Origin of the sequence: Thermomonospora umbrina (assembly GCF_003386555.1) — a bacterium.
In the GTDB taxonomy this organism is placed as follows: Bacteria; Actinomycetota; Actinomycetes; order Streptosporangiales; family Streptosporangiaceae; genus Thermomonospora; species Thermomonospora umbrina.
Genome location: NZ_QTTT01000001.1, coordinates 2,192,906 through 2,217,424, shown reverse-complemented (window position 1 = coordinate 2,217,424; position 24,519 = coordinate 2,192,906). Strand labels below are relative to the sequence as shown.

Annotated in this window: 21 protein-coding genes; 12 read left to right on the top strand and 9 right to left on the bottom strand. The window is 72.5% G+C overall.

The features are described from left to right. Positions 1-132 precede the first annotated feature (132 nt). The 3 genes from DFJ69_RS09675 (at position 133) to DFJ69_RS09665 (ending at position 5,365) form a co-directional block, all read left to right on the top strand. Positions 133-3,072, top strand: coding sequence for an ATP-binding protein (locus tag DFJ69_RS09675; protein WP_245974207.1), 2,940 nt, complete (start codon positions 133-135; stop codon positions 3,070-3,072). A 104-nt stretch (positions 3,073-3,176) separates the two neighbouring features. Then, on the top strand, positions 3,177-4,994 hold the full coding sequence (locus DFJ69_RS09670; protein ID WP_147312257.1) for a hypothetical protein: 1,818 nt from the start codon (positions 3,177-3,179) through the stop codon (positions 4,992-4,994). Positions 4,995-5,008: 14 nt separating this feature from the next. Beyond that, on the top strand, positions 5,009-5,365 hold the full coding sequence (locus DFJ69_RS09665) for a DUF5955 family protein (RefSeq protein ID WP_116022168.1): 357 nt from the start codon (positions 5,009-5,011) through the stop codon (positions 5,363-5,365). Between the two features lie 15 nt (positions 5,366-5,380). Here DFJ69_RS09665 and DFJ69_RS09660 read toward each other — a convergent pair whose 3' ends face one another. Beyond that, complete coding sequence (locus tag DFJ69_RS09660; RefSeq protein WP_147312256.1) at positions 5,381-6,376, bottom strand: hypothetical protein; 996 nt, start codon at positions 6,374-6,376, stop codon at positions 5,381-5,383. 105 nt (positions 6,377-6,481) lie between these two features. Further along, positions 6,482-8,026, bottom strand: coding sequence for a hypothetical protein (locus DFJ69_RS34205; RefSeq protein ID WP_170177593.1), 1,545 nt, complete (start codon positions 8,024-8,026; stop codon positions 6,482-6,484). 290 nt (positions 8,027-8,316) lie between these two features. Here DFJ69_RS34205 and DFJ69_RS09645 point away from each other — a divergent pair, with 290 nt between their 5' ends. Further along, positions 8,317-9,555, top strand: a complete 1,239-nt coding sequence (locus tag DFJ69_RS09645; protein WP_116026520.1) for a Mur ligase family protein — start codon at positions 8,317-8,319, stop codon at positions 9,553-9,555. After that, positions 9,545-10,261, top strand: a complete 717-nt coding sequence (locus DFJ69_RS09640; RefSeq protein ID WP_116022164.1) for a type 1 glutamine amidotransferase — start codon at positions 9,545-9,547, stop codon at positions 10,259-10,261. The genes DFJ69_RS09645 and DFJ69_RS09640 overlap by 11 nt, the downstream gene beginning before the upstream one ends. Before the next feature lie 6 nt (positions 10,262-10,267). Here the strand turns inward: DFJ69_RS09640 and DFJ69_RS09635 are convergent, their stop codons facing one another. Then, on the bottom strand, positions 10,268-11,056 hold the full coding sequence (locus DFJ69_RS09635; RefSeq protein WP_245974205.1) for an alpha/beta fold hydrolase: 789 nt from the start codon (positions 11,054-11,056) through the stop codon (positions 10,268-10,270). Positions 11,057-11,266: 210 nt separating this feature from the next. On the opposite strand from DFJ69_RS09635, the gene DFJ69_RS09630 reads away from it, so the two are divergent. Together DFJ69_RS09630 and DFJ69_RS09625 are read left to right on the top strand one after the other, a co-directional pair. Next, the gene (locus tag DFJ69_RS09630) at positions 11,267-12,430 is read left to right on the top strand and encodes a sensor histidine kinase (protein ID WP_116022162.1); all 1,164 of its coding nucleotides are present in this window, start codon (positions 11,267-11,269) and stop codon (positions 12,428-12,430) included. After that, positions 12,405-13,061, top strand: a complete 657-nt coding sequence (locus DFJ69_RS09625; protein ID WP_116022161.1) for a response regulator transcription factor — start codon at positions 12,405-12,407, stop codon at positions 13,059-13,061. The genes DFJ69_RS09630 and DFJ69_RS09625 overlap by 26 nt, the downstream gene beginning before the upstream one ends. Here DFJ69_RS09625 and DFJ69_RS09620 read toward each other — a convergent pair. Beyond that, positions 13,058-14,101: a TerC family protein gene (locus DFJ69_RS09620; RefSeq protein ID WP_116026519.1), complete on the bottom strand. Its 1,044-nt coding sequence runs from the start codon at positions 14,099-14,101 to the stop codon at positions 13,058-13,060. The two genes, DFJ69_RS09625 and DFJ69_RS09620, sit on opposite strands and share 4 nt — an antisense overlap. Positions 14,102-14,203: 102 nt before the next feature. Continuing rightward, positions 14,204-14,566: a DsrE family protein gene (locus tag DFJ69_RS09615; protein ID WP_116022160.1), complete on the bottom strand. Its 363-nt coding sequence runs from the start codon at positions 14,564-14,566 to the stop codon at positions 14,204-14,206. A gap of 202 nt (positions 14,567-14,768) precedes the next feature. Here DFJ69_RS09615 and DFJ69_RS09610 point away from each other — a divergent pair, with 202 nt between their 5' ends. Beyond that, complete coding sequence (locus DFJ69_RS09610) at positions 14,769-15,254, top strand: heme-binding beta-barrel domain-containing protein (protein ID WP_116022159.1); 486 nt, start codon at positions 14,769-14,771, stop codon at positions 15,252-15,254. Here the strand turns inward: DFJ69_RS09610 and DFJ69_RS09605 are convergent. The 4 genes from DFJ69_RS09605 to DFJ69_RS09590 form a co-directional block, all read right to left on the bottom strand. After that, entirely contained in the window at positions 15,238-17,535 is a 2,298-nt protein-coding gene (locus tag DFJ69_RS09605) for an ATP-binding cassette domain-containing protein (protein ID WP_116022158.1), read from the bottom strand. The genes DFJ69_RS09610 and DFJ69_RS09605 overlap by 17 nt on opposite strands. Beyond that, complete coding sequence (locus DFJ69_RS09600) at positions 17,532-18,146, bottom strand: DedA family protein (RefSeq protein WP_116022157.1); 615 nt, start codon at positions 18,144-18,146, stop codon at positions 17,532-17,534. Before DFJ69_RS09600 ends, DFJ69_RS09605 begins: the two co-directional genes overlap by 4 nt. Before the next feature lie 46 nt (positions 18,147-18,192). Then, positions 18,193-18,858 carry a response regulator gene (locus tag DFJ69_RS09595; RefSeq protein WP_116022156.1) on the bottom strand — a complete coding sequence of 222 codons (666 nt, stop codon included), beginning with the start codon at positions 18,856-18,858 and terminating at the stop codon, positions 18,193-18,195. Positions 18,859-18,961: 103 nt separating this feature from the next. After that, positions 18,962-20,146 (bottom strand): sensor histidine kinase, encoded by a 1,185-nt coding sequence (locus tag DFJ69_RS09590; RefSeq protein ID WP_116022155.1) that lies wholly within the window; start codon positions 20,144-20,146, stop codon positions 18,962-18,964. A gap of 122 nt (positions 20,147-20,268) precedes the next feature. On the opposite strand from DFJ69_RS09590, the gene DFJ69_RS09585 reads away from it, so the two are divergent. The 4 genes from DFJ69_RS09585 to DFJ69_RS09565 all read left to right on the top strand — a co-directional run bounded on the left by DFJ69_RS09585 (position 20,269) and on the right by DFJ69_RS09565 (position 24,503). Further along, entirely contained in the window at positions 20,269-21,180 is a 912-nt protein-coding gene (locus tag DFJ69_RS09585; RefSeq protein ID WP_211328567.1) for an ABC transporter ATP-binding protein, read from the top strand. After that, positions 21,177-22,022, top strand: coding sequence for an ABC transporter permease (locus DFJ69_RS09580; RefSeq protein WP_116022154.1), 846 nt, complete (start codon positions 21,177-21,179; stop codon positions 22,020-22,022). Before DFJ69_RS09585 ends, DFJ69_RS09580 begins: the two co-directional genes overlap by 4 nt. A 303-nt stretch (positions 22,023-22,325) precedes the next feature. After that, positions 22,326-22,736 (top strand): Fur family transcriptional regulator, encoded by a 411-nt coding sequence (locus DFJ69_RS09575; RefSeq protein WP_116022153.1) that lies wholly within the window; start codon positions 22,326-22,328, stop codon positions 22,734-22,736. Positions 22,737-23,030: 294 nt separating this feature from the next. After that, positions 23,031-24,503 carry a hypothetical protein gene (locus DFJ69_RS09565; RefSeq protein WP_116022151.1) on the top strand — a complete coding sequence of 491 codons (1,473 nt, stop codon included), beginning with the start codon at positions 23,031-23,033 and terminating at the stop codon, positions 24,501-24,503. Positions 24,504-24,519: the final 16 nt, after the last annotated feature.

The window sequence follows — 24,519 nt, the reverse complement described above, 5'->3', positions numbered from 1 at the left end:
GATCATCTTTTGTGGACGCGGTCCCGCCCATGTGATCGACATCACCGTGTGCGCGGAGGCCCTGTGCGCGCCGTCGAAGAAGGGCCCGAGGACGGTGGCGCGGGCGGGCCGGGGTTGATAGGGATGGGCTCCGTGACCGACAACCCCCCCGTGGCGGGGCTTCCCGGGCCCTGGTATCGGATTCTGGCCGTGCCGGCGGTGGAGCGGGTGCCGTCGGCGGAGTGGGACTTCGTGACCGTGCTGCCCGCGGTGCTGTCGGCGCGGCAGCAGCGGCGGGCGTTCGTCGTCGGATGGCTGTCGCGGGGCCACGGGGCGCCGCTGGAGCTGATCACGAACGCGGGGCCGGTCAGCTCCGGACACGAGGGGCTGTTGTTCCCGAACGGGGCGCGGGGCGTTCCGATCGGGGACGAATGGGTCCGGCAGGCCGAGCGGATGGTGTGGACGCGGTGTCCCGGCAGGCCCGCGCCGCCGGTGGGGCGCCGGGGCGAGGGGGCGATGGGCCCGAGCCTGTTCGAGTCCACGCTGGTGACGTTGATGGACCGGCCGTTCGGGTGGTTCGTGGTGGCCGAGCCCGCCGACGAGCGGCTGATCGACCAGGAGATGCGGGACCTGCATCACGAGCTGCGGATGCTGCGTCGGGGCGAGGACGAGCAGGCGCGGCTGGCGGTGGAGCGGGCCGACCAGCGGCTGGCCGAGCTGGACACCTTCCACCAGGCGGGCCTCTGGCAGGTCAGGGTGCTGGCCGGGGCCGCGTCGCCGGAGGAGCTGGGGCGGATCGCGCCGGTGCTGGTCGGGTCGATGGAGCTGATCCACCACCCGTACCGGCTGCGGGCCGGGTACGGCGGCGGCACCCTCGCCGACGTGCTCACCCCGAGCGCGCCGCCGCCCGCGCTGCACAGCCGTCAGTCCGTGGAGCCGGAGCTGCGGTTCCCGTTCGTGGCGACGGCCGGGGCGCTGGCGGCGCTCGCCGGGCTGCCGCGTCGGGAGGTGCCGGGCCTGCGGGTCGTGGAGCCCGGCTACTTCGACGTGACGTCCGAGACCGTCGACGCGCAGCACGGCGCCGAGCCGCCGATCGAGCTGGGCGCGATCCTGGACGGGCAGGACCGGCGCGTCGGGACGTTCACCGTGCCGAGGTCGACCATCAACCGGCACGTGTTCGTCACCGGGGCGACCGGCGCGGGCAAGTCGCAGACCGTCCGGCACCTGCTGGAGCAGCTCACCCGGGCCGGGGTGCCGTGGCTGGCGATCGAGCCCGCCAAGTCGGAGTACGCCTCGATGGCCGGGCGCATCGAGGACCTCGGCGGGCCGGTCACCGTGATCAACCCGTCCGATCCCCGGTCGGTGCCGCTGTCGGTGAACCCGCTGGCCCCCGAGCCCGGCTATCCCGTCCAGGCGCACATCGACATGGTGCGGGCGCTGTTCCAGGCCGCGTTCGACGCCGAGGAGCCGTTCCCGCAGATCATGTCGCAGGCCCTGCAGCGCGTGTACGAGACCAACGGCTGGGACGTCGTGACCGGCGCGGCGGTGCCGGGGTCGCTGGTCGAGCCCGCCGTGCCGACGCTGGAGCAGTTGCAGCAGGCCGCGCTGCAGGTGATCGGCGAGGTCGGGTACGGCCGGGAGTTGATGGCCGACGTCAAGGGGTTCGTGGACGTCCGGCTGCGGTCGCTGCGGATCGGCTCGGCGGGCCGGTTCTTCGAGGGCGGCCACCCGGCCGACATCGGCGGGATGCTGCGCGACAACATCGTGCTCGCCATCGAGGACGTCGCCAACGACGAGGACAAGGCGTTCCTGATGGGCACGCTGATCATCCGGATCGTGGAGCACCTGCGGATGAAGGCCCGCGATCGGGGTCCCGGCGACGGCGGGCTCCGGCACGTGATCGTCATCGAGGAGGCGCACCGGCTGCTGCGCAACCGGGGGCCCGAGCGCACCAGCTCGCACGCGGTGGAGCTGTTCGCCGGGATGCTGGCGGAGATCCGCGCGTACGGCGAGGGGATCATCGTGGCCGAGCAGATCCCCACCAAGCTGGTCCCGGACGTCATCAAGAACACCGCGCTGAAGGTCGTCCACCGGCTGCCCGCCTTCGACGATCGGCACCAGGTCGGCGCGGCGATGAACCTGGACGAGGACCAGTCCCGCGAGGTCGTGTCGCTGCGGCCCGGGGTGGCGGCGGTGTTCGCCGACGGCATGGACCGGCCGCTGCGGGTGCGGATCCCGCACGGCGAGGGCCGCGAGGGCGTGCGCCAGGGCCCGCCGCCGCCCATCGACGGTCGCCGCTCGGCCGCCTGCGGCTGCGAGTGCCGCGCCGGCCGGGCCTGCTCGCTGTACGAGCTGCGCGAGGCCGACCTGCTCGCCGGGCACGCCGACTCCGCCTGGCTGCGGGTCTGGGCCGACACGCTGGTGCTCTCCCATGTGGTCAACCGCCCGATGCCCGCGGTGCCGCCCGAGCTGCTCCGCACCTGGTCCCGGCTGCCGCCGCGGCTGCGCGAGTGCATGCTGGCGACCGTGGTGGAGCGCTGCGTCACCCGGCGGGCGTGGGGCCTGCGGTCGGCGTTCGCCCCGGACGACCTGACCACCGCCGTGGCGGACGTGGCGCAGCGGCTGCTGGGCGGGACGCTCGGGGAGGCCGGCGCGTCGCCCGGGTCGGCCTGGGTGATCCCGCAGGTGCGGTGGCTGCACGAGATGGACCGGATCTTCCCGTACGGCGTCGGCGCGCCCGACAAGCACGCGCCCGCCGCACCGCTGGAGTACCAGCTCCCGGGGTTGCGGCAGGCACCGGACGCCCGGATCGGGCACCGGCTGCGGGCGCTGCGCCGGCACTCGCTGTCGATGGAGCTGCCCGCCAACCGCCCGATCGCCCTCACCGCCCTGGCCGGGGAGGACGACCACGAGGGCTTCGCCGACGACCTGGCCGCGGTGGCGGTCGGGCTCGACCCGGCCGAGCAGTTGGCGGAGGTCGCGCAGGCGATGCGGGTGGAGTCGTGGCTGGAGCCGGTGCTCAACTGGCCGCACCGTTTCGTGGCCCCGTTCGACCGGCCGGACGACGCGGTGCCGTTCCTCGCGACGGAATGATCTGACACCCGCGGTGAAAAAGGGCTGCGGAATCCGTCATGGGCGAGTAATAAAATGAGGTGACCGGGCGAAGTCCGGGAGATCTCTCCTGCGAAGGGGGACTGATGGCCTCATCGGAGCCCGACTTCTCGCATATGTCCGCCGGGCCGGCCGGGAGCGGCGCGGGCGCCCCGCTGCAGAATTCCACCCGCTATCTGTGCGCCGCCGCCTACCTGGACGATCCGTTCGCCCGGAAGGTGATCAAGGAGTTCGTGCAGGAGGACAGTCGCGGGGTGGTGCCCTCCTTCGGGTTCGACCTCGCCCAGGTGATCGGTCACTGTCTGCGCGCCCGGCGGATGCGCCTGGTCCGGGACGGTGTGCTCACCCTGGTGATCCTGCTGGGCCTCGCGCTGGACGTCACCGCGGTGCTGAGCGTGCTGCTGCTGTTCGGCGTGGTCACCCTGCTGTTCTACGTCGCCGAGGCGATGCGGGCCGGCGGCGGGGTCTGGTCGTCGGGGCCGGTCCGGGCGGTCCTCGTCGGGTCGCTGGTCGTTTTCGGTCTGTTCGTCGTCATGCAGTATCTGACGGGCGGGTCCGGTTCGAGTGGCGACCTCGGTTTCGGCGGTTCGGGGGATTTCGGCGGGATCTCCGGGTCCAGCGGTTCCGGGAAATCCACATTCGCCTCCCTGCTGGTGCTGGTCACGTTGGTGACCGTTCCTTTCGGTTATCGCTATCTGGTGTACGGGACGCTCCGAAAGCTGGGCCCCGGTTCCCGGGAGAGCGCCCCCGAGGCGGTCGGCGAGCGGGTCCGCGCCAATCTGGCCCGGGTGTCGGCGGCGCAGCGCGGAAACATCACCCTCTATTCGCGGGAGAACCCGTTCCTCGGCTCGGGCGGCATCGGCTCGCGCTGGGCCCGGGCCTGGTCGATCGCCCTGGAGCTCGACCGCACCGCCCGCGGCGACGCGACCGGCGCGACCGGGGAGGGCGGCCCGCCGGTCGTCGACCCGGTCGAGCTGCACCGCGCCGTCCACGATCGGCTGATCGCGATGCGCGACGAGCCGCCGACCAACGAGCGGATCGGCGGGCTGATGGTCGACTGGCACGTGGTCGCCCGGGGCGAGTGCGTGCAGATCGACCGGCCCGTCGAGCCGACCGGGCAGGGCGAGTTCTACCGCGGCGGCCACCCGCTGATCGACCGCGACCGGGCCGTGCCGTACTCCCGGGCGAGCGAGTCGGCCATCGAGGCCATCGTCCGCCATCCGCAGGCCGACGTCCGCTGCTACCAGCGCGTCACCGTCGGCACCCAGGGGCAGGCGGTGCGCGGTGCGGACGGCCGCGTCGTCGCCCCCGCCCAATACCAGGACATCATGCTGTCGGCGTTCCTCTACCTGGCCGTCGAGGGGCGGATGCTGTACGCCCAGTTCGTGGTGAACGTGGTGCCGCCGGTCCGCGAGGACTTCCGGATCGTGGACGACCTGCCCGCCTACAGCACCGCGATGCTGGCCGGCAGGGTCGTGCGGGAGGGCGGCCTGCGGGCGCTCGCCGAGGGCGTCCTCGGTCCGTTCCGGCTGGTGCGCTCCCTGGTCGGGCTGGTGGCCGAGGAGGTGCTCGCCGGTCTGGGCCGCGCCCCCACGGCGTTCATCAGGTACGACTACGGCGCACGGATCAGCGTCCGCGAGGAGGCGGCCGAGTCGGGCTTCCGCACGTTCATGCAGACGCTGGACGCCGACAAGTACATCAACCTGATCGAGCGCCGCATCAACGAGTCGGTGCTCGACCACCTTCAGGGGCACGACGTGGACGTCACCGCCTACCGGGAGCAGGCGGCGGTCGTCCTGAACAGCCCGTTCATCATGAACGGCGGCTCCATCTCCGGCAGCCAGATCGCGGTGGGCGGCGCCGGGGCCACCATCGACCAGCGGCAGACCCGGCCGCCCACGTGAGGAACGGGGATCCTGTGTCAGGCGACGACCGCAGCTTCAAGATGGGCGGCAACGCCCGCATCTCCAACAGCCAGATCGCCCTGGGCGACAACGTCGAGCAGGTGCAGAACACCGGCGGCGAGCGGGGCGCCGACGGCGTGCACCTCGCCATCGCGCGGGTCGCCGAGCTGTTGGACCGCCATGCCGACGAGCTCGCCGACGTCCGCCGGGCGCGCCGCGACCTCGACGACATCCGCGACGAGGTCGAGGACCCCGATCCCGACCGCGACCGCATGAGGGACGCCCTCGACCGGCTGGGCTCCCGCGTCGCGGCGGTCGTCGTGGTCACCGAGGCCGTCCGCGAGCTGTCGGCGGTCCTGATGGGCGGCTGAGCCCTCTCGCGCGGGTCAGATGGTGTCGGAGCTGCGGGAGGGCAGGCCGTGCTGCGACGCGATCGGGTTCCAGTACAGGATGACGTCGGCCTTCGCCTGGGAGGCGCGGGTGTTGACGTCGTCGGCGGCCTCGTCGCTGGGGCAGCCGGGGGAGTGCGCGATGTAGAGGTTGTTGGACTCGACGGAGATCTCCAGGGCCCGCTGGAGGGCGTCCTTGACCTGCCCACCGCCGTCGAGCGCGTCCACCTCCAGCGACCGGGCGGTGTTGAGCTGCTCCTGCCGCTGGTCGCGGATCCGCTCCAGCCCCGAGATGTCGCAGCCGCCGGAGACGACCGAGCCGAGCTCGGTGCGCGTGGCCGCCATGTCGTCGAGCAGCGCGCTGATCCGGGTGGCCTGGCTCAGGGCGACGCCGTCGTCGCTGGGGCTCGACGCCGGCGTGGTCGGATCGACCGGCGTCTCCTGCGTCGACGTCACGTTCTGCTGAGGGCCCTCCGTGGGGGACGGTTCGCCGCTCGGCCAGATCACGATCGCCAGCGCGGTCACCGCGAGCACCCAGACACCCAGCCCGGCGAGGGCGTACACGCCCGTCCGGTTCTTCCGCCGGCGCGCCGGCGGGGGCTGCCACATCTGCGGCTCCGGGTGGTCCCACGGCTGCGGCGTCGCCCACGGCTCGGGCGACAGCGACGTGACCTCCTCCCGGAACCCGGAGGCGTTCGGCTCTTGCGCGGCCCACGGCTCGGGCGACAGCGAGGTCGTCTCCTCCCGGAACCCGCCCGCGTCGCCGCCCGACGCCCCGGATGCGGATGCGGCGCCCTCCCGCGGCTCGGCGGCCAGGGGGATGCTCCGCTCGCGGATGCCCGGGTCGACCTGCGTGTCGGCGGCCCGCGGCTCGGGGACGAGGGGCCTGCGCTGCTCGTGCGGGGAGGGGGCGTCCTGGGCGGTGACGTCGGAGAGGTCGGTGTTGCAGCGTGTGCAGCGAGGGGACGTCGGATCGGTGTCGCTGTGACACACCGGACACTGCATATGTCAGCCCTTACTCTGGGAGCCGTTCCCGAATATCACGATAGCCCTCAGCCTTCCAGTGACGCAGGGCCGTGACTGTGTCGGATTGCGCGTTCAGAACTGGGTGTCGGAACGGGGCGGGAGTCCCGCCTGGCGCGCGACCGGGTTCCACAGGACGGTGAAGTGCCTCTTGGCCGCCGTCGCCTGAACGGACAGCGCGTTGCCGCGGGCGTAGTTGGCGTCGCGTCCGGGACGGCCCTTGCAGCCCTGGACGGATTGGGCCCAGCCGAGGAACGCCTGGTCGGTCTGGAGGGACAGTCGGAACGAGCGCGCCAGGGCCTGCCGCAGCCGCTCGCCGTTCCGCAGCGCGCCGACCTTGAGGGCCTTGGTCCGGTTGATCTGGTTGGTGCGTCGCCGGGCCACCTGCTGGAACCCGGCGATGGCGGTGGGCAGGCCCTTGCACTTGGCGGCGGCGGCGAGGGCGCGGCCGAGTTCGTTGCGGGTGGCGGCGCTGGCGTCCAGCAGGTCGTTGACGGCCTGGGCCTGCTGGCGGGCGGGCCCGGACGACTTGGGCGGCGTGGTGTCGGGCTGCGAGGCGTTGCGCGGGGTGGCCGAGGCGGACGACCGGGCCGCGGGGGTGCCGCCGCCGTTGGGCAACAGGACGAGCCCGACGGCGACCACCGCCACCGTGACCAGCACGCCGACGACGATGGCCAGGGGCTTGTTGGACCTTCCCCCGCCGCCCCGCTGCTGCGGATGCCCCGGGCCGTACCCGCCGTCGGGATACCCGCCGGACGGCGGGAAGCCCGGAACGGGCGACGGGCCGGGGGGCGGGTAGCCGCCGGCCTGGGTCGGCGGCTGCGGCCCTCCGGGGCCGGGCTGCATGTGCCAGGTCGCCGGGTCGGCGGCCGGGTCCGGGAACCCGCCGGGATGCTGCGGAGCGGGCGGCCCCCAGGCCGGGTCCGGCATGCCGCCGCCCTGGTTCTCGGGCGGGACGAACAGGGTGAGCTCGGCGTCGTCGGCCGCCGGTGGGCGCGGCGCGGCGAACCAGGAGTCCGGCACGATGGACTCGCCCGGCGGCGGCTCCGCCTCGGCGGCCCACGCCGGCGTCGCCGGCGACCCGACCGACCCGACCGACCCGACCGACCCGACCGACCCGACCGACCCGACCGACCCGACCGACCCGACCGACCCGACCGACCCGACCGACCCGACCGACCCGACCGACCCGACCGACCCGACCGACCCGACCGGGCCGGTCGCGGCGGGCGTCGGCGGTGGTGCGTCGTCCTCGTCGTCGTCCGACACGATCGACCACGCCTGGGTGGCCTCGGGGTCGGCGGCGGGCGGCGCGGGGGACTCGACCGGGGCGCTCAGGAAGGACGAGCCGCCCAGCGGCTCGATCCGCGTCTCGTCGGCCGACCACGGCGCGGGCGGGGCCGGGGGCAGGGGGGACGCGGGGCCGGTCGGCGACCCGCCGAGCGGGTCCATCATCGTCAGCTCCAGCGACGAGGAGTACGGCGGCGGGTCGCCGGGCCCCTCCCATCGCGGGGCCTGTCCCTCCGGGCCCGGACCCGTCCATCCGCCGACCGGTGCGCCGCAACGCGCGCACGCCCCCGGCGCCAAGGACGTCTGCTCGCCGCACCTCGGGCACTGCATCGCTACTCGGACCTCGTTTTGTCGCCAGTTTTCCGACAACGTACCGGCCGAGGCCGTTCCGTGTGGGGGATCGGGCGGTGCGAGGGCCGTCACGCTCCGGTCGGTCATGCCGGTTCAGGACGGCACAACCAGGTCACCGCACCCCAAGGTGTGATCTGGATCGCATCCGCTGCGGTGGCCGCAGTGGGATGAAAGCCCAAGAAGTGTGGGAAGGGACTAGGCTCGGCGTGACGCCCCATGTCCGCCGGCCGCGTCTACGTTCCTGGTGAGATTCGGAAGTGCAGGAGTCCATGAGCGATCTTCCGCTGCGCGCGCAGATGGCCGTCGCGCTCGGCCGCACCGCCGCGAGGATGTCGCGGCTGGCCGGCCGCGGCGACGGCTCGGTGATCGGAGGCAAGATCGGGCTGAAGCTCGATCCCGAGCTGCTCACGAAGCTGGCCCGGGATCGCAAGCTCGTGCTGGTCAGCGCCACCAACGGCAAGACCACCACCACCCGGCTGATCACCTCGGCGATGACCCCGCTGGGCGAGGTCGCCACCAACGCGTTCGGCGCCAACATGCCGACCGGGCACGTGTCGGCGCTGGCGTCCGCGCCCGACGCCCGATACGGGGTGCTGGAGTGCGACGAGAAGTACGTGCCGATGGTGCTGCGGGAGACCGGGGCCAACGTGGTCGCCCTGATGAACCTCAGCCGTGACCAGATGGACCGTGCCGCGGAGATCTGGCTGCTGGCCGGCAAGTGGCGCAAGGCGCTGGAGGCCGCTCCGGACAGCCACGTGATCGCCAACTGCGACGACCCGCTGGTGACGTGGGGCGCCGCCACCGCCAAGAACGTGACCTGGGTGTCCGCCGGGCAGCACTGGCGGGAGGACTCCTGGTCCTGCCCCGAGTGCGGCGGGCCGCTCGACCGCGAGGGCGCGGCGTGGGGCTGCCGGGAGTGCTCGTTCACCCGGCCCAAGCCCGACTGGATCCTGCACGGCGAGCGGGTGACGGCCCCCGGGGGCCGCACCTTCGAGCTGTCGGGCCTGCAACTGCCGGGCCGGGCCAACCGGTCCAACGCGGTGATCGCCCTGGCCGTGGTGTCACTGTTCGGTGTCGAGCCCGAGACCGCGCTCCCGCTGCTGGGTCAGGTCACCTCGGTCGCCGGCCGCTACACCACGGTCGAGCACGAGGGCCGCCGGATGCGCCTGCTGCTGTCGAAGAACCCGGCCGGCTGGCTGGAGGCGTTCGACGTGCTCCAGCCCGCGCCCGGCCCGGTGGCGCTGTCGATCAACGCGCAGGGCCCCGACGGCCGCGACACCTCCTGGCTGTGGGACGTGGATTACCGCATCCTGAAGGGCCGTCCGGTCTGGGCGACCGGGGAGCGGCGGCTCGACCTGGCCGCCCGGCTCGAGGCCGCCGACCTGGAGTTCACCGTGGTCGACGACATCGACAAGGCGGTCATGGCGGTGCCGCCCGGGCATCTGGACATCATCGCCAACTACACCGCCTTCCAGGACATCCGAACGAGGTACGGCCGTGTCGTCTAACGACAGCATCAAGATCGTCTGGATCTACCCCGACCTGCTCAGCACCTACGGCGACCAGGGCAACACGATCGTGCTGGAGCGTCGGGCCGGGCTGCGCGGGATCAGCACCCGCACCGTGCACGTCCGCTCCGACCAGACGGTGCCGGTCGACGGCGACATCTACCTGCTCGGCGGCGGCGAGGACCGGCCGCAGATCCTGGCCGCCCGCCGGCTCGCCGGCGACGGCGCCCTGCACCGCGCCCGCGACTACGGCGCGGTGATCTTCGCCGTGTGCGCGGGCTACCAACTGCTGGGCACCGAGTTCGGCGGCGAGGAGGGCCAGTTGGTGGAGGGCCTCGGTCTGCTGGACTACAGCAGCGGCCGGGGCGAGCGGCGGGCGGTCGGGGAGATCGTCGGCGATGTCGACCCCTCCCTCGACGTCCCCCGCATCACCGGCTTCGAGAACCACCAGGGCGTCACCCGGCTCGGCCCCGGTGTCAAGCCGCTGGCCAAGACCGTCGTCGGCATCGGCAACGGGAACGGCTACGAGGGCGCCTACCAGGACCACGTGATCGGCACCTACATGCACGGCCCGGCCCTGGTCCGCAACCCGGGCCTCGCCGACCTGCTGCTGCGCTGGGCCCTCAAGCGCGACGACCTGCCGCCCCTGGACGACTCCTGGGCCGGCAGGCTCCGCGAGGAACGCCTCCGCTCCGTCCTGACCTGATCCGCGTCAGCGGTCGCGGGTGTCCCGGGCCGCGACGCGGAGGAGTTCGGCCACCGCGCTCGGGCGGCTGACCGTCACCGCGTGGCCGCCCTCGATCCACACGGTCTTCCTGGCGTGCGCCCGCTCGGCCATGTCGGCCTGAGCATCGGGGTGGAGGGCGCGGTCGTCGCTGGGGATGAGGAACCAACTGGGCAGCGACCGCCAGGCCGGTCGGCCGGAGCGGCCCCCGATGGCGGCCACGGCTATCGGACGCTGGGCGGCGGCCATCTGGGCGGCCTTGGACCTCGGGACGTGAGGGGCGAAGACGCCGGGGAACTTCTCCGGTGCGATGGACAGGTCCACCGTGCCGTCCTCGTGGGGCAGCGGCGTGATGCTGTCCTTGAGCGGCGTCTTCGGATAGCGCGCGTCGATGCTGCCGGCACTCTCGCCCTCGTCGGGGGCGAAGCCGGCCACGTAGACCAGCCCCTTGACGTTGGTCGCGCTGCGGGCGGCGTTGGTGATGACCGCGCCGCCGTAGGAGTGACCGGCGAGGATCACCGGCCCCTTGATGCCGCGCACCACGCCCGCGATGTAGGCGGAGTCGGCCGCCAGATCCCGCAGTGGATTGGCCGGGGCGACGACCGGGTAGCCGTGGCGTTGCAAATGCCCGATCACACCGTGCCAACTGCTCGCATCGGTGAACGCGCCGTGGACGAGCACGACGGTCGGCTTCAGGCCGGGGAACGTTCGATCCGTGGAGGGGCTTTCAGCCGTCGCGGTGCCGGAGACGGATGTCGCCACAAGGGCCGTGGTCACGGTCACCGCCGCCGCGGCCGCGGCCGTGGAAAGGGTCCACCGACGTGGAGGGCGCCGAGATGCGTTTCGCGAGTTCATGGCCCTGACGCTAGGAGCCGGCGGAAGGCGGACCATCGGCCGTTCGACGACGCGAGGCCCCGACGAAAGTAGCGGGTGCCGGCCGACATCCGTCGACGGTGCCGCGGCCCGAGGCTCCCTAGGATCGGCCGCATGCGCGCCTCCCGGGAACAGAAGTGGCTTTCGTGGGACGATCTGCTGCTGACCCTGGTGGTGGGCGTCATGTCGGTGCAGGAGACCGAGGCCCGGGGCGGCCCGCTGGTCGTGCCCGCCGTGGTGCTCGCGGTCGCGGCCAGCCTGGCGCTCGTGGGCCGGCATCGGTGGCCGCTCGCGGTCACGGTGGCCGCGGTGGTGGCGGCCGCAGCTCTCGGCGCCGCGCTACCGCTGGTCGTCGTGCTCTTCCACCTGGCATCGGCGAATCGGGTGGCGGTCTGTGCGACCGCCGCGGTCGTCGTGGTGGTCGGGAACCTGTTCGTGGACCCCGCGTACAGCCTGTGGGCCCCCCGCGACCCCGGTCCGGTCCTCCTTTTGGTGCTCCCGCTGGCGTTGGGCATGTGGGCCGGCAGTCGTCGGCGGCTGGTCGTCGCCATGACGGAGCAGATCGCTCGCCTGAGCACCGAACGGGAGCTGCGTGCCGAGCACGCCCGCATGGCGGAACGGGCCCGGATCGCCGCGGAGATGCACGACGTTCTGGGGCACCGGCTCAGCGTGCTGGCGTTGCACACCGGCGCCCTGCAACGCCGCGCGGCGACACTGCCTCCGCAGGTCGCCGACCGGATCGCCCTGCTGCGCAGCACCTCGACCCGTGCGCTCGACGACCTGCGCGAACTGCTCGGCGCGCTCCGCAACCCGACCCGGGAGGACGCCGCCGTCGCACCGCCCGGCGCGGGGGAGCTGCCCGCACTCCTGGAGGAGGCGCGCACCGCCGGACAGGTCATCGACGCCGTCATCGACGGCGACCCGGACCTCGCGCCGGCCAGCCACCACCTCGCCGTCCATCGACTGGTCCGGGAGGGGCTCACCAACGTCCGCAAGCACGCCCACCCGGCCGCGGCGCGGATGGCCGTGCGGTACGACCCGTCGATGACCACGGTGAGCATCGAGAACGACCCCCCGCTCGCCCCCGCCGGGGCCGAGTCCGGCGGGGGCTACGGGCTGATCGGCTTGACCGAACGGGTTCGCGCACTGCACGGCACGATCGAGTACGGTCGGGACGACACCGGGGGCTGGCGCCTCACCGCCCGCCTTCCCCACGGCGGTGACACCACTATCGGCAACGGGACCCCAGCCCATGATCCGCACGTTGATCGTCGATGATGACGCCCTGGTCCGGCTCGGCCTGACCGATCTGCTGGACGAACCGGACATCACCGTCGTCGCCCAGGCCGCCGACGGGATCGAGGCGGTCGAGGCGGCCACCCGGCACCACATCGACGTCGCGCTGATGGACGTGCGGATGCCCAGGATGGACGGCATCGCCGCCACCGCCCGGCTGCGCGCCCTCCCCAGGCCCGTTCAGGTGATCGCCCTGACGACGTTCGATCTGGACGAGTACGTGTACCGCGCCATCGAGGCCGGCGCCGCCGGCTTCCTCCTGAAGGACACCGATCCGGCCGAGATCATCCGGGCGGTCCGCGTGGTGGCCGAGGGGCAGGCCATGCTCCACCCGGCCGCCGCCCGTCGACTGATCGACCGCTTCCACCGCACCGCCCGCCCGCAGGCGGCCGCCGTCCGCGCGCGCATCGACCGCCTCACCCCACGGGAGCGCGACGTGTTGCGCCGGTTGGCGGTCGGCGACACCAACGCCGAGATCGCCGCGACCCTGGGGATGCGGGAGAGCACCGTCAAGGCGCACGTCAGCCGCATCCTGGCCGCGCTGGACGTGGGCAACCGGGTGCAGGCCGCCCTCTGCGTCCGTGACACCGACCTCGGGCGACCCGCGTCCTAGGTCTGTCCGGGGCCTCCGCCGTGCCGTTCGGCGGTTTCCGGGGTGCTCCGGTCGTCCTCCCGGTGCGAGGTGATGGTGACGGCGTGGGCCCTCTCCTCCGGGTGGGACCGGACGCGGATCAGGCTGGCGACGGAGACGATCACCAGGATGCCCAGGATCACCGCCAGCGACAGCGGCGTCGGGATCTCCGGCACGGACGTGGAGACGTCCTCGTGCGCGAAGTGCAGGATCAGCTTGACCCCGATGAAGGCCAGGATCAGCGACAGCCCGATCGACAGGTAGACCAGCCGTTCCAGCAGTCCCTCCACCAGGAAGAACAGCGCCCGCAGCCCCAACAGCGCGAACGCGTTCGCGGTGAAGACGATGAACGGCTCGCTGGTCACCCCGAACACGGCCGGGATCGAGTCGAGCGCGAACAGGATGTCGGTGGTGCCGATGGCGATGAACACCAGCAGCAGCGGGGTCACCACCCGGCGGCCGTTCTCGTGGGTCAGCAGCTTCCCGTCGTGCAGGTCGGTGGTCATCGGCAGCACCGTGCGGGCCTTGCGGACCAAAAAGTTGTCGTCGACGTCCGGCTCCTCGTTGCGATGCCGGATGAGCTGGACCGCCGTCCACAGCAGGATCAGCCCGAAGATCAGGAACGTCCACGAGAACAGGTTGATCGCGGCCGAGCCCGCCAGGATGAAGATGGTGCGCAGCACCAGCGCCGCCGCGATCCCGAACAGCAGCACCTTCTGCTGGTACTCCTGCGGCACGCTGAACCGGGCGAAGATGATCACGAAGACGAACAGGTTGTCGACCGACAGGCTCTTCTCCACCACCCAGCCGGCGAAGTACTCGGTGCCGGCCGTGCCGCCGGACACGGCCCACAGCACACCGCCGAACCCCAGCGCGATCGCGATGTAGAACACCGACCAGAACGTCGCCTCGCGCAGGTGCACGGCGTGCGGCCGGCGCACCGCGACCAGCAGGTCGAACACGAAGAGCGCGACGATGAACACGATCGTCGAGGTCCAGAACCAACCGGGAATATCGATCACGATGAGCACTCCGTACGCCGCATGAGGCGCTATATCTCCGATCTAGGGCCGCTCAACCCGCCGTGCGCGGGGGGTGGCCCAGGTCACCGAACAAGAGGGTGGTCAGTAGACGAGGGCCTGGACCCCCTCGGCGGTGGCCTCTTCCACGAAGGTGGGGGCCCCCGCGATGCGCACGCCGGGGATCACGTCGTCCGGACCGATCTCCCGCCGGGCGGCGCACTGGGTGCAGAGCGTCACCGTCCCGCCGGCCAGCACCACGTCGAGCAGGTCCTCCAGGGGCGTGGCGTGCGGGAGGCGGAACTCCGCCGCCCGGCCGGGCAGCCCGTACCAGGTCGCCTCGCCGGTCAGCCAGAGCGAGACCCGCACTCCGGCGGCGACACCCGCCGCCGCCACGGTGAACGCCTGGTTGCACCGCTCCATGCCGTCGGCACCCGCCGTGGCCTTGATCACCAGCGCTCTGCCCATGATTTGCACATTAGCGCGCGTTCGGGCGGTCGCGTACTGTGAGATCGGCCGCCCCACCCGCTACGCTCCCCGGCATGGGCATGGTGAGCGCCGGAATCCTGGTGGCGGTCCTCGGCGTGGTGGCGGTGCTGGCGGTCCTGCTGGTCGTCGCCTTGTCCCGCGTTCGCTGAACGGGTGTCGGCCTGCACTACCCTGCCTTCTCATGGAGCCCGAGCTGCACCCCGATCTGACGCCGCTGGAATTCCTGCTGGGCACGTGGGAGGGCGCCGGAGTCGGCGGCTATCCCACCATCGAGAGCTTTCGCTTCGGCCAGGAGATCTCCTTCACCCACGTCGGCAAGCCGTACCTGATCTACTCCAGCCGCACCTGGCTGCTGGACGAGGAGGGCGGGCTGGGGCGGCCGTTGGCGGTCGAGACCGGCTATTGGCGGCCCCGGCCGGACCACGAGGTCGAGGTGACCCTCGCGCATCCGACCGGGATCATCGAGATCTACGTCGGCACCGTGGCGTTCAGCCGGGTCGAGCTGCGCACCGACGTGGTGGCCCGCACCGGGAGCGCCAAGGAGGTCACCGCCGGGCACCGGATGTACGGGCTGATCGGCGAGGACCTCGGTTGGGCGTACGACATGGCGGCGATGGGGCAGCCGCTCACGTCGCACCTGTCGGCGCAGCTCAAGCGGGTCGGCTAGCCGCCCGTTCCGCATCGGCGGCGGCATCGGCGGTCAGCTCGCGGCGCAGGTGCGCGGCGGTGTGCGAGCCGGCGGCGTCCACCAGCGCCGTCGGCGGGCCCTCGAAGATCACCCGCCCGCCGCCCGAGCCCGCCTCCGGGCCCAGATCGATCACGTGGTCGGCGCGGGCGACCACGTCGAGGTCGTGCTCGATCACGATCACGGTGTGGCCCCGGTCGACCAGCCGGTCCAGCAGCGCCAGCAGGCCCTCCACATCGGCCATGTGCAGCCCCGTGGTGGGCTCGTCGAAGACGTAGACGCCGCCGGTCTCCCGCTTCCGCAGGCGTTCGGCGAGCTTGAGCCGCTGCCGTTCCCCGCCGGACAAGGTGCTGAGCGAACGGCCGAGGGTGAGGTGGTCCAGACCCACCTCGCGCAACGCGGTGAGGCCGTCCGCCACCGGGGCCTCCTCGAACACGGCCAGCGCCTCGGCCGCCGTCATCTCCAGCACGTCCGCGATGGTGAGGCCGTGGAGCGTGTACTGCAGCGCCTCGGGCCGGTACCGGTGCCCGCCGCACACCTCGCAGGTGGTCGTGACGGGCTCCAGGTACGCCAGGTCGGTCTGGATCTCGCCCCGGCCCTGGCAGGCGGGGCACGCCCCCGCCGAGTTGAAGCTGAACAGCCCGGCGTCGACCCCGTGCGCGGCGGCGAAGAGCCGCCGGACCGGGTCCATGACGTCCAGGTACGTGGCCGGTGTCGAACGCGTCGAGACGCCGATCGCCGACTGGTCGATGAGCACCGTGTCCGGGTGCTGCTCCGGGAGGACCCGCGACACGAGCGTGCTCTTGCCCGACCCGGCCACCCCGGTGACGGCGGTGAGCACCCCCGTGGGGAGGTCGACGGTGATGTCGCGCAGATTGTGCCGGCCGGCGTCGGCGATGGTGAGCGCCCCGGTGGGTCGGCGCGGAACGTCCTTGAGCCGGAGCGGACGGCGCAGCATCCGGCCGGTGAGGGTGTCGGACTCCCGCAGCGCGGTCACCGGCCCCTCGAACACCAGGTGCCCGCCGCGCGCCCCGGCGCCCGGGCCCATGTCGATCACGTGGTCGGCGAGGGCGATGATGTCGCGGTGGTGCTCCACCACCAGCACCGTGTTGCCCTTGTCCCGCAGCTCCAGCAGCAGGTCGCCGAGCCGGTGCACGTCACGGGGGTGCAGGCCGACGCTGGGCTCGTCGAAGATGAACGTCAGGTCGGTGAGGCTGGACCCGAGATGGCGCACGGTCTTGAGCCGCTGCCCCTCGCCGCCCGACAGGGTCGACGTCGCGCGGTCCAGGCTGAGGTAGCCGAGCCCGACCGCCTCGATGCGGCGCAACGCGGCCAGCGCGGCGGACGTCATGGGCGCGGCGATCGGATCGTCGATCCGTTCCAACGCGGCGATCAGGTCGGTGATCTCCATGGCGGTGAGGTCGGCGATGTTCCGGCCGTCGATCGTGGACGCCAGTGCGGCGGCGTTCAGCCGGGCCCCTCGGCAGGCGGGGCACACGCCGCGCACGGCGATCTCCTCCAGCGCGTCGTCGAGGCGCCCCTTGCCGGGTCGGCGCTTGAGGTAGCGCCGGTCGATGGCGCGGACGACGCCCTCGTACTCGTTCTGGTACACGCCCCGGCGGCTGGCGCGCTTCACCCGGAACCCGCCGCCGTGCAACAGCAGCTCGCGTTCCCGTTCGGTGAAGTCGCGCAGCGGCTTGTCGGGGTCGAACAGCCCCGACTCGGCGTAGAGCTGCCACGCGGCGGTGCCGACCTTGTACGGCGGGAAGCGGATGGCGCCCTCGTTGAGCGTCCGGTCCTCGTCCAGCAGCCTGCCGACGTCCACCCGCGCCACATGCCCCAACCCGTCGCACTCGGGGCACATGCCCTGGGGGTCGTTGAACGAGTACGCGGTGGACGGTCCGGCGCCGGGCGTCCCGCAGCGGGAGAACAGCACCCGCAGCAGGGGGTGGATCTCGGTCATGGTGCCCACGGTGGAGCGGGAGTTGCCGCCGACGGGCCGTTGATCGACCACGACGGCGGTCGACAGGTTCTCGACGGCGTCGGCGTCCGGCCGCTCGCGCCTGGCCAGCCGGTGCCGGACGAACGCGGGGAACATCTGGTTGAGCTGGTGCTGCGACTCGGCCGCGATGGTGCCGAAGACCAGCGAGGACTTGCCCGACCCGGACACCCCGGTGAACACGGTCAGCCGTTGCTTGGGGATCCGCACCGAGACGTCGCGGAGGTTGTTCACCCGCGCCCCCCTGAGCACGATGTCGTTCACCGACCCTCCCTCGCCTCCGTGTGCCGCCGCATCCGGCCGACGGCGAACCTCACGGCCCACAGCGCCGCGACGGCGATGACCGCCCACGTCGCCCAGTTCGCGAACTGCTCGGCCCGCCGCCACTTCTCGCCCAGCACGAAACCGGCCCCCACGAACAGGGTGTTCCAGAACGCGCTGCCGAGCGTCGTGTAGAGGCAGAACCGCGCCAACGGCATCCGTTCGATCCCCGCCGGGACCGACACCAGGCTCCGCACGACCGGCACGAGCCGCCCGAACAGCACCGCCTTGCCCCCGTGCCGGGCGAACCACGAGGTCGCCCGGTCCAGTTCGGAGACGTCGACCAGCGGCAGCCGGTCGGCGAGCCTGCAGGCCCGCTCATGCCCCAGCCAGGCCCCCAGCCCGTACAGCGCCAGCGCCCCCACGAGTGAACCGACCGTGGCCGCCACCGTCACCGCCACCACGTTCACCCGGCCCTCGCTCGCGGTGAACCCGGCCAGCGGCAGGACGACCTCGCTGGGCACCGGCGGGAACAGGTTCTCCAGCGCGGTCAGCAGGCCCACACCCACCGCCCCCATCGCGTCGATGACGTCCGCTATCCAGTCCGCGATCATGGCGCAACGGTGCCCGAACGACCCCGTTCCATGCCGAAGGCCCGCCTCACCTGGGCGGGGGCGACACCAGCCCCAGCTCATAGGCGATGATCACCAGATGGACCCGGTCGCGGGCGTCCAGCTTGGCCAGCAGGCGGGTCACGTACGCCTTGACGGTGGCCACGCTGATCATGAGCCGGCCGGCGATCTCCGTGTTGGACAGCCCGCCGCCGACCAGCGTCAGCACCTCGCGCTCCCGGTCGGTGATCCCGGTGGCCGGCCGGTGCGGCGGGGCGACCACCGGCGCGGGCCGCCGGGCGAACTCCGCGATCAGCCGCCGCGTCACCCCCGGCGCGATCAGCGCGTCCCCCGCCGCGACCACCCGGATCGCCGCGAGGATCTCCGGCACCGCCATGTCCTTGACCAGGAAGCCCGAGGCCCCCGCGCGCAGCGCCCCGTACACGTACTCGTCGTCGTCGAACGTGGTCAGCACGATCACCCGGGCGGCCTCGGAGCCCTCGGTGATGATCCGGGTGGCCTCGATGCCGTCCATCCCGGGCATCCGGACGTCCATCACCACCACGTCCGGCACCAGCTCCCGGACCAGCCGCACCGCCTCCGCGCCGTCGCCGGCCTCCCCGACGACCTCCAGGTCGGGAACGTCGGCGATCACCATGCCCAACCCCGCACGGACCAGCGGCTGATCGTCGACGAGCACGACCCGCGCCGTCATGGCCCCCCCGCCGGGACGAGCGGTCGGGTGGCGGCGGTCGGGGACCCGCCGTGGGGCCGTGGGCAGGCGGTGACGTCGCCGTGCGGCACCCCGCCCCGCGCCGTCATCGGGGCACCGCCGGAACCGGCAGGCGGGCGGCGACGCGGAAGCCGCCCTCGGGGTGGGGACCGGCGGAGAACTCGCCGTGCAGCAGGCCGACGCGCTCCCGCATCCCGGTGATCCCGTAACCGCCGCCCGACGTGGTGCGACCGCCGCGTCCCGCGTCGACGACCTCGATGGCCAACTCCTCGTCCCGATGCTCGATCGACACCCGGCATCGGGGTGTGTCGGCATGGCGCACCACGTTGGTGACCGCCTCCTGGATGATCCGGAACGCGGACAGGTCGATCTCGGGGGGCAGCGGACTCCGGGGCCCGCGCCACCGGACGTCCACGCGGACCCCGGCGGCCGTCGTCGTCTCGGCCAGCCGTTCGACGTCGGCCAGGCCGGGCGCGGGCGCGGTCGGCACCGGTGTGTCCTCCGCCCGGCGCAGCGCCCCCAGCATCCGCCGCAGCCCCGACAGCGTCTCCCGTCCGGCGTTCTCGATGACGCCGAGCGCCTCACGCGCCTCGGCCGGCCTGGTGTCGATGACCATCTTGGCCGCGCCCGCCTGGATGGCGATGATCCCGATGCTGTGCGCCACCATGTCGTGCAGCTCGCGGGCGATCCGCAGCCGTTCGGCCGTGATCGCCTGGGACTGGAGCGTCCGGGCGTGGTCCCGGCTCTGCCGCAGCGAGTTGCCGACCAGCCAGGCGATGACCGCCGTCAGACCGACGGCCAGGCCCGTCGAGGTGCCGATGTAGAAGCCCAGCAGCAGCCGTACGGCCGCGTAGGCCGCCAACGTGCCGAGCGCCATCGCGGCGGCGGCGACCGAGGTGCGCCGTGACGCGGTGGCGGCGATCTGGCACAGGGCGACCTCGGCCGCCAGGAAGTGCGGGAACGCGATCTCCGTCGAGGTCAACGCCATCGCCGCGAACACCGAGGCGGCCAGCAGCAGCCCCAGCGCCGGCAGTGGCCGCCGCCGCATCAGGACGCTGCCCGCCACCGCCGAGGCGGTCGCCGTCACCAGGAACGACCAGTGCGAGGGGTGGATGACGTCGCCGATCCGGTAGGGCCGGAAGCCCTCCACCTCGCCCGGCCACGTGAGGTTCACCAGGATCGAGTACGTCAGGGACCCGAACCAGGCCAGGGCCGTCCAGACCCCGGGCGGCAGGCGCTTGACCAGCGGAAGCGGGGGCGTGGCGTCCATGCCGCGATCGTAAACGCCCCGCCGCGTCCCGGCATCGGCCCGGGGGTGTACACCTCCGGTCGACCCGGGTGTGGACGACGGTCCGATGTGCGGGCGGCCCCCGTTCCGCCACCGTGGGCCGGGTGATCGAAGCCCATGAACTGACCAAACGGTACGGCCGCACCACCGCCGTCAACGCGCTGAGCTTCAGCGTCCGCCCCGGCGTCGTCACCGGGTTCCTCGGCCCCAACGGCGCGGGGAAGAGCACCACGCTCCGCATGATCCTCGGCCTGAACGCCCCCACCGGCGGGACCGTCACCGTCGACGGACGCCCCTTCCGGGACCTGCCGCGCGGCCTGCGCCACGTCGGCGCGCTGCTCGACGCCCACGACGTCCACGGCGGACGCAGCGCTCGGGCCCACCTGACCGCGCTGGCCCGCAGCAACGCCATTCCGCGCCGCCGGGTCGGCGAGGTCCTCGACGAGGTGGGCCTGACCAGTGCGGCGCGTCGCCGCATCGGCGGTTTCTCGCTCGGCATGAAACAACGGCTCGGCATCGCCGCCGCGCTGCTCGGGGACCCGCCGGTGCTGCTGTTCGACGAGCCGCTGAACGGGCTGGACCCCGAGGGCGTGCTGTGGGTGCGCGGGCTGTTCCACCAACTGGCCGCCGAGGGCCGCACGGTGTTCGTGTCCAGCCACATGATGACCGAGATGGAGCACACCGCCGACCACCTCGTCGTGATCGGCCGGGGCGAGCTGATCGCCGCCGAGTCCCTGACGGAGTTCGCCGCCCGGGGCGCCCGGCAGAGCGTCACCGTCCGCGCGGCCGACCCGGCCGCGCTGACCGCCGTCCTGTCCGCCGAGGGCGCGTCGGTGGAACGGCGGGAGGACGGGTCGTGCGCCGTCACCGGGCTCAGCGCGGCCCGCGTCAGCGAGCTCGCCTTCGAGCACCGTGTGCTTCTGCACGAGCTGACCACGGAGACCTCCACGCTGGAACAGGCGTTCATGGAGCTCACCGCCGACCACGCCGAGTACCGCACGGGGGAGTCCCGATGACCGTGTCCGCACCCCGCGCCGGGTTCCGTCATCTGCTGGCCGCCGAGTGGACGAAGCTGTGGTCGCTGCGCTCCACGTACGGGGTCCTGGTGACCGGGACGCTGGTCACCGTCGGGATCTGCGTGAACTCCGCCCGCTCCAACGTGGACCTGATCAGGCGCAGCGGCGACCCGGCGTCACAGGCCCAGGCGATCGACCCGATGCACGGCGCGTTCGTCCCGGACGCCTTCCTGATCTTCATGATCATCACCGGCAGCGTGGGGGCCATCGCGGTCTTCGGCGAGTACGCGAGCGGGTTGATCCGCACGACCTTCGCGGCCGTTCCCGCCCGCCGTCAGGTCGTCGCGGCCAAGGTCGCCGTGGTGTCGGCGGTGATGCTGGCGTTCGGCACGGTGGTCGCGGCGTCCTCGTTCGGCCTGACGCAGGCGGTCTACCACCGGGAGCACATCGGCCTGTCGATCACCGCGCCCGGCGCGTTCCGGGCCGTCGCCGCGTCCGCGCTGCTCGCCCCGGTGTGCGCCCTGGTCGGGATGGCCCTCGGCGCGGTGATCCGCCATGCCGCCGGGACCGTCGTCGCCGTCGTCGTGGTGCTGGGCCTGCTGCCGAGGCTGTTCGAGGGCGAGACGTACCGGTGGGTCAAGGAGATCGGGAACGCCATGCCGCTCAGCGCGTGGGAGGCCCTGGTCGAGAACACCGGCCACGTCCCCCCGCCCGACGGGCCGATCCGCAGCTTGGGGGGCAGGTACCCGGTGACGATCACCGAGGCGTGGGTGGTCTTCGGCGCCTGGGCGCTGGCCGCCGTGGCCGTCACCGTGATCGTCGTCCACCGCAGAGACGTCTAGCCCCCGGACATGGGACGATCCCCGGGCCTTCCCGCCATGGGGCGGGTGATGGACAGGACTGATCCATCGGCACCGGGGATCGGGTGAATGCCTGCGATTCGCCAGTCGCGTCACGACTGGTGAGTCTCCGCCGCAGGGCGACGGAGCCGAGGCGGGACGGCGACTAGCGGACAGTCACCTCGCGAGTCCCAGAATGAATCATGTTCTGGACCACCTCCTTTCGCGCGTGATCCGAAGCTATGCGAGCCCCCCGAGACGAGGCAAATGAATTTCACGGTGGTCCGCGCCACATAGACTTCCCCCATGGCGGACACGTGGCAGGAGGAGCTGCGGGCGCGCGGGTATCGGGTCACACCGCAGCGCCAGCTCGTGCTGGAGGCCGTCACCTCCCTCGAACACGGCACCCCCGAGGAGATCTGCACCGAGGTGCAGCGCACCGCGCGCGGGGTCAACATCTCCACCATCTACCGCACGCTGGAGCTGCTGGAGGAGCTGGGCCTGGTCAAGCACACCCACCTCGGCCACGGCCCGCCCACCTACCACCTCGCCGCCGACGCCGACCACGTCCACCTGGTCTGCCAGGAGTGCGGCACCGTCACCGACGTCCCCACCCGGGTCGCCGAGGGCCTGGTCGACACGCTGACCCGCGACTTCGGCTTCGAGACCGACGTCCACCACCTCACGGTCTACGGCCGCTGCTCCAACTGCCACTGACGGCGGATCGCCCGGTGCGCTAGCCTCTCGCCACTTGATCACCTTCACGGCAAGAAGGCTGGAATGCCCACTCCCTCACCCCGGCGCGCCCGAGCGCGCCTGGCGGCCTTGATCGGCCTGGTCGTCGCGGCCCAGCTGATGTCCCCGCCGCCCGCTTCGGCCTCCGCGTTCTCCGCTCTGGTGTCCCCACCCCGCACCGTCGAAGGTCTCACGGGCGCTGCGGCACCGGCCCCCGTTGTGGTTCGGCGGACAGCCTGGGCGTACGTCACCAGGAAGTCGCCGACCCAAGTGAACGTGAACCGCCCACGGACCGCGCCGGTCGGGCGGGACGTCCGCGCCCGCACGACGTACCGGTCGTTCTACCGCATGGACCTGCGGCGGCTGGCCGGCCGCAGCCCCGCGGGGGCGAAGCTGCGCATACCGGCGGTGTACCCCAACCGGTGCGGAACCCGCGCTCCGGCGGTCGCCATTTGGGAGACGGCGGACTTCAACGGCCGCACCTCGTGGAACCGTCAGCCGAAGTGGCGCAAGCGCTTGGCCGTGGCGCGCGCCGTCTGTAACGGCAGGCGGTACGAGGTGGACGTGAGCGCGCTGATCGCCGCGGCCGTCAAGGTCAGGCGGCCCTTCCTGACGCTCGGTGTGTTGTCGACGCGTGAAGGCGACCGCGCGGCGTTCGTCACCTTGGGGAACGCGCCGACGATCACCGTCGCGCTCAAGCCGCCGCCCGCTCCTCCCGTCCCGCGACCGCCGACAGCACCCGCCGACGTCATCAGCACACCCGGCGGTGCCTGCGCCGCGGGCGCGGTGAGGCCCACGATCGGTACGACCCGCCCGACATTGTCGGCGAAGATCCACGACCCCGACTCCAGAGCGGTCGGCGCGCGCTTCGAGTGGCGCTCGCTGACCGGCCCCCGCTTCGGCGGACACACCGGCCCCATGCAGGCCGCCGGCTCACGGACGTCCACCGTGGCACCCGCCGACGCGTTCTTCGACGGATACTCGTACGCCTGGCGCGTGCAGGGCTTCGACGAGAGGGCGTCAGGCCCCTGGTCGCCGTGGTGCGAGTTCACCGTCGAACTGCCGGCGGCGGCACTGCCCGATCCGGAGCAGCCGCCCGTGCGTCCCGGACAGCCGGGCATCCCCAGCGACTTGAAGACCCTGGCCGGCGGCACCAGCGGCCACTGCGGCCGGGGCGCCGACCAGTCCTGGATCGGCACGTCGGCGCCGCAGTTCAGGGCCGAGATCGCCGATGACGCACCGGGGCCGTTGCGCGCCACGTTCGAGTGGATCAGGGTCGACGGAACGAAGATCGGTGAGGAGAACGTCGACGAGTGGTCGGGGAACCCCGTCCAGGCTTGGACGGCCCACGGTGCGTTCGTCGACGGGACCTACGCCTGGCACGTGCGTGTCTCCGACGAGACGGGTCCAGGCCCCTGGTCGCCGTGGTGCCAGTTCACCGTGGACATCACCCGTCCGGCGACGCTGCCCACGGTGACCAGCACGGACTTTCCGAAACTCGTGTGGAGCCGGCCGCCGGGCGTTTCCGGCACCTTCCACCTCACCGGCGTCGGTGACCCTGATGTCGTGAAGTTCTTGTACGAACTCGACAACAAGACGGTCATCGTCGGCGCCGACCGCCCCGGCGGGACGGCCTCGTTCTCGTTCACGCCCCCGAGAACCGGCCCTTACACGCTGAAGGTGCGGTCTATGGACCGCGCAGGGAACGTCGGGGAGCCCGTTATCTACGACTTCTTCGTGAATCACTGATCCCCACAGGTGGGGG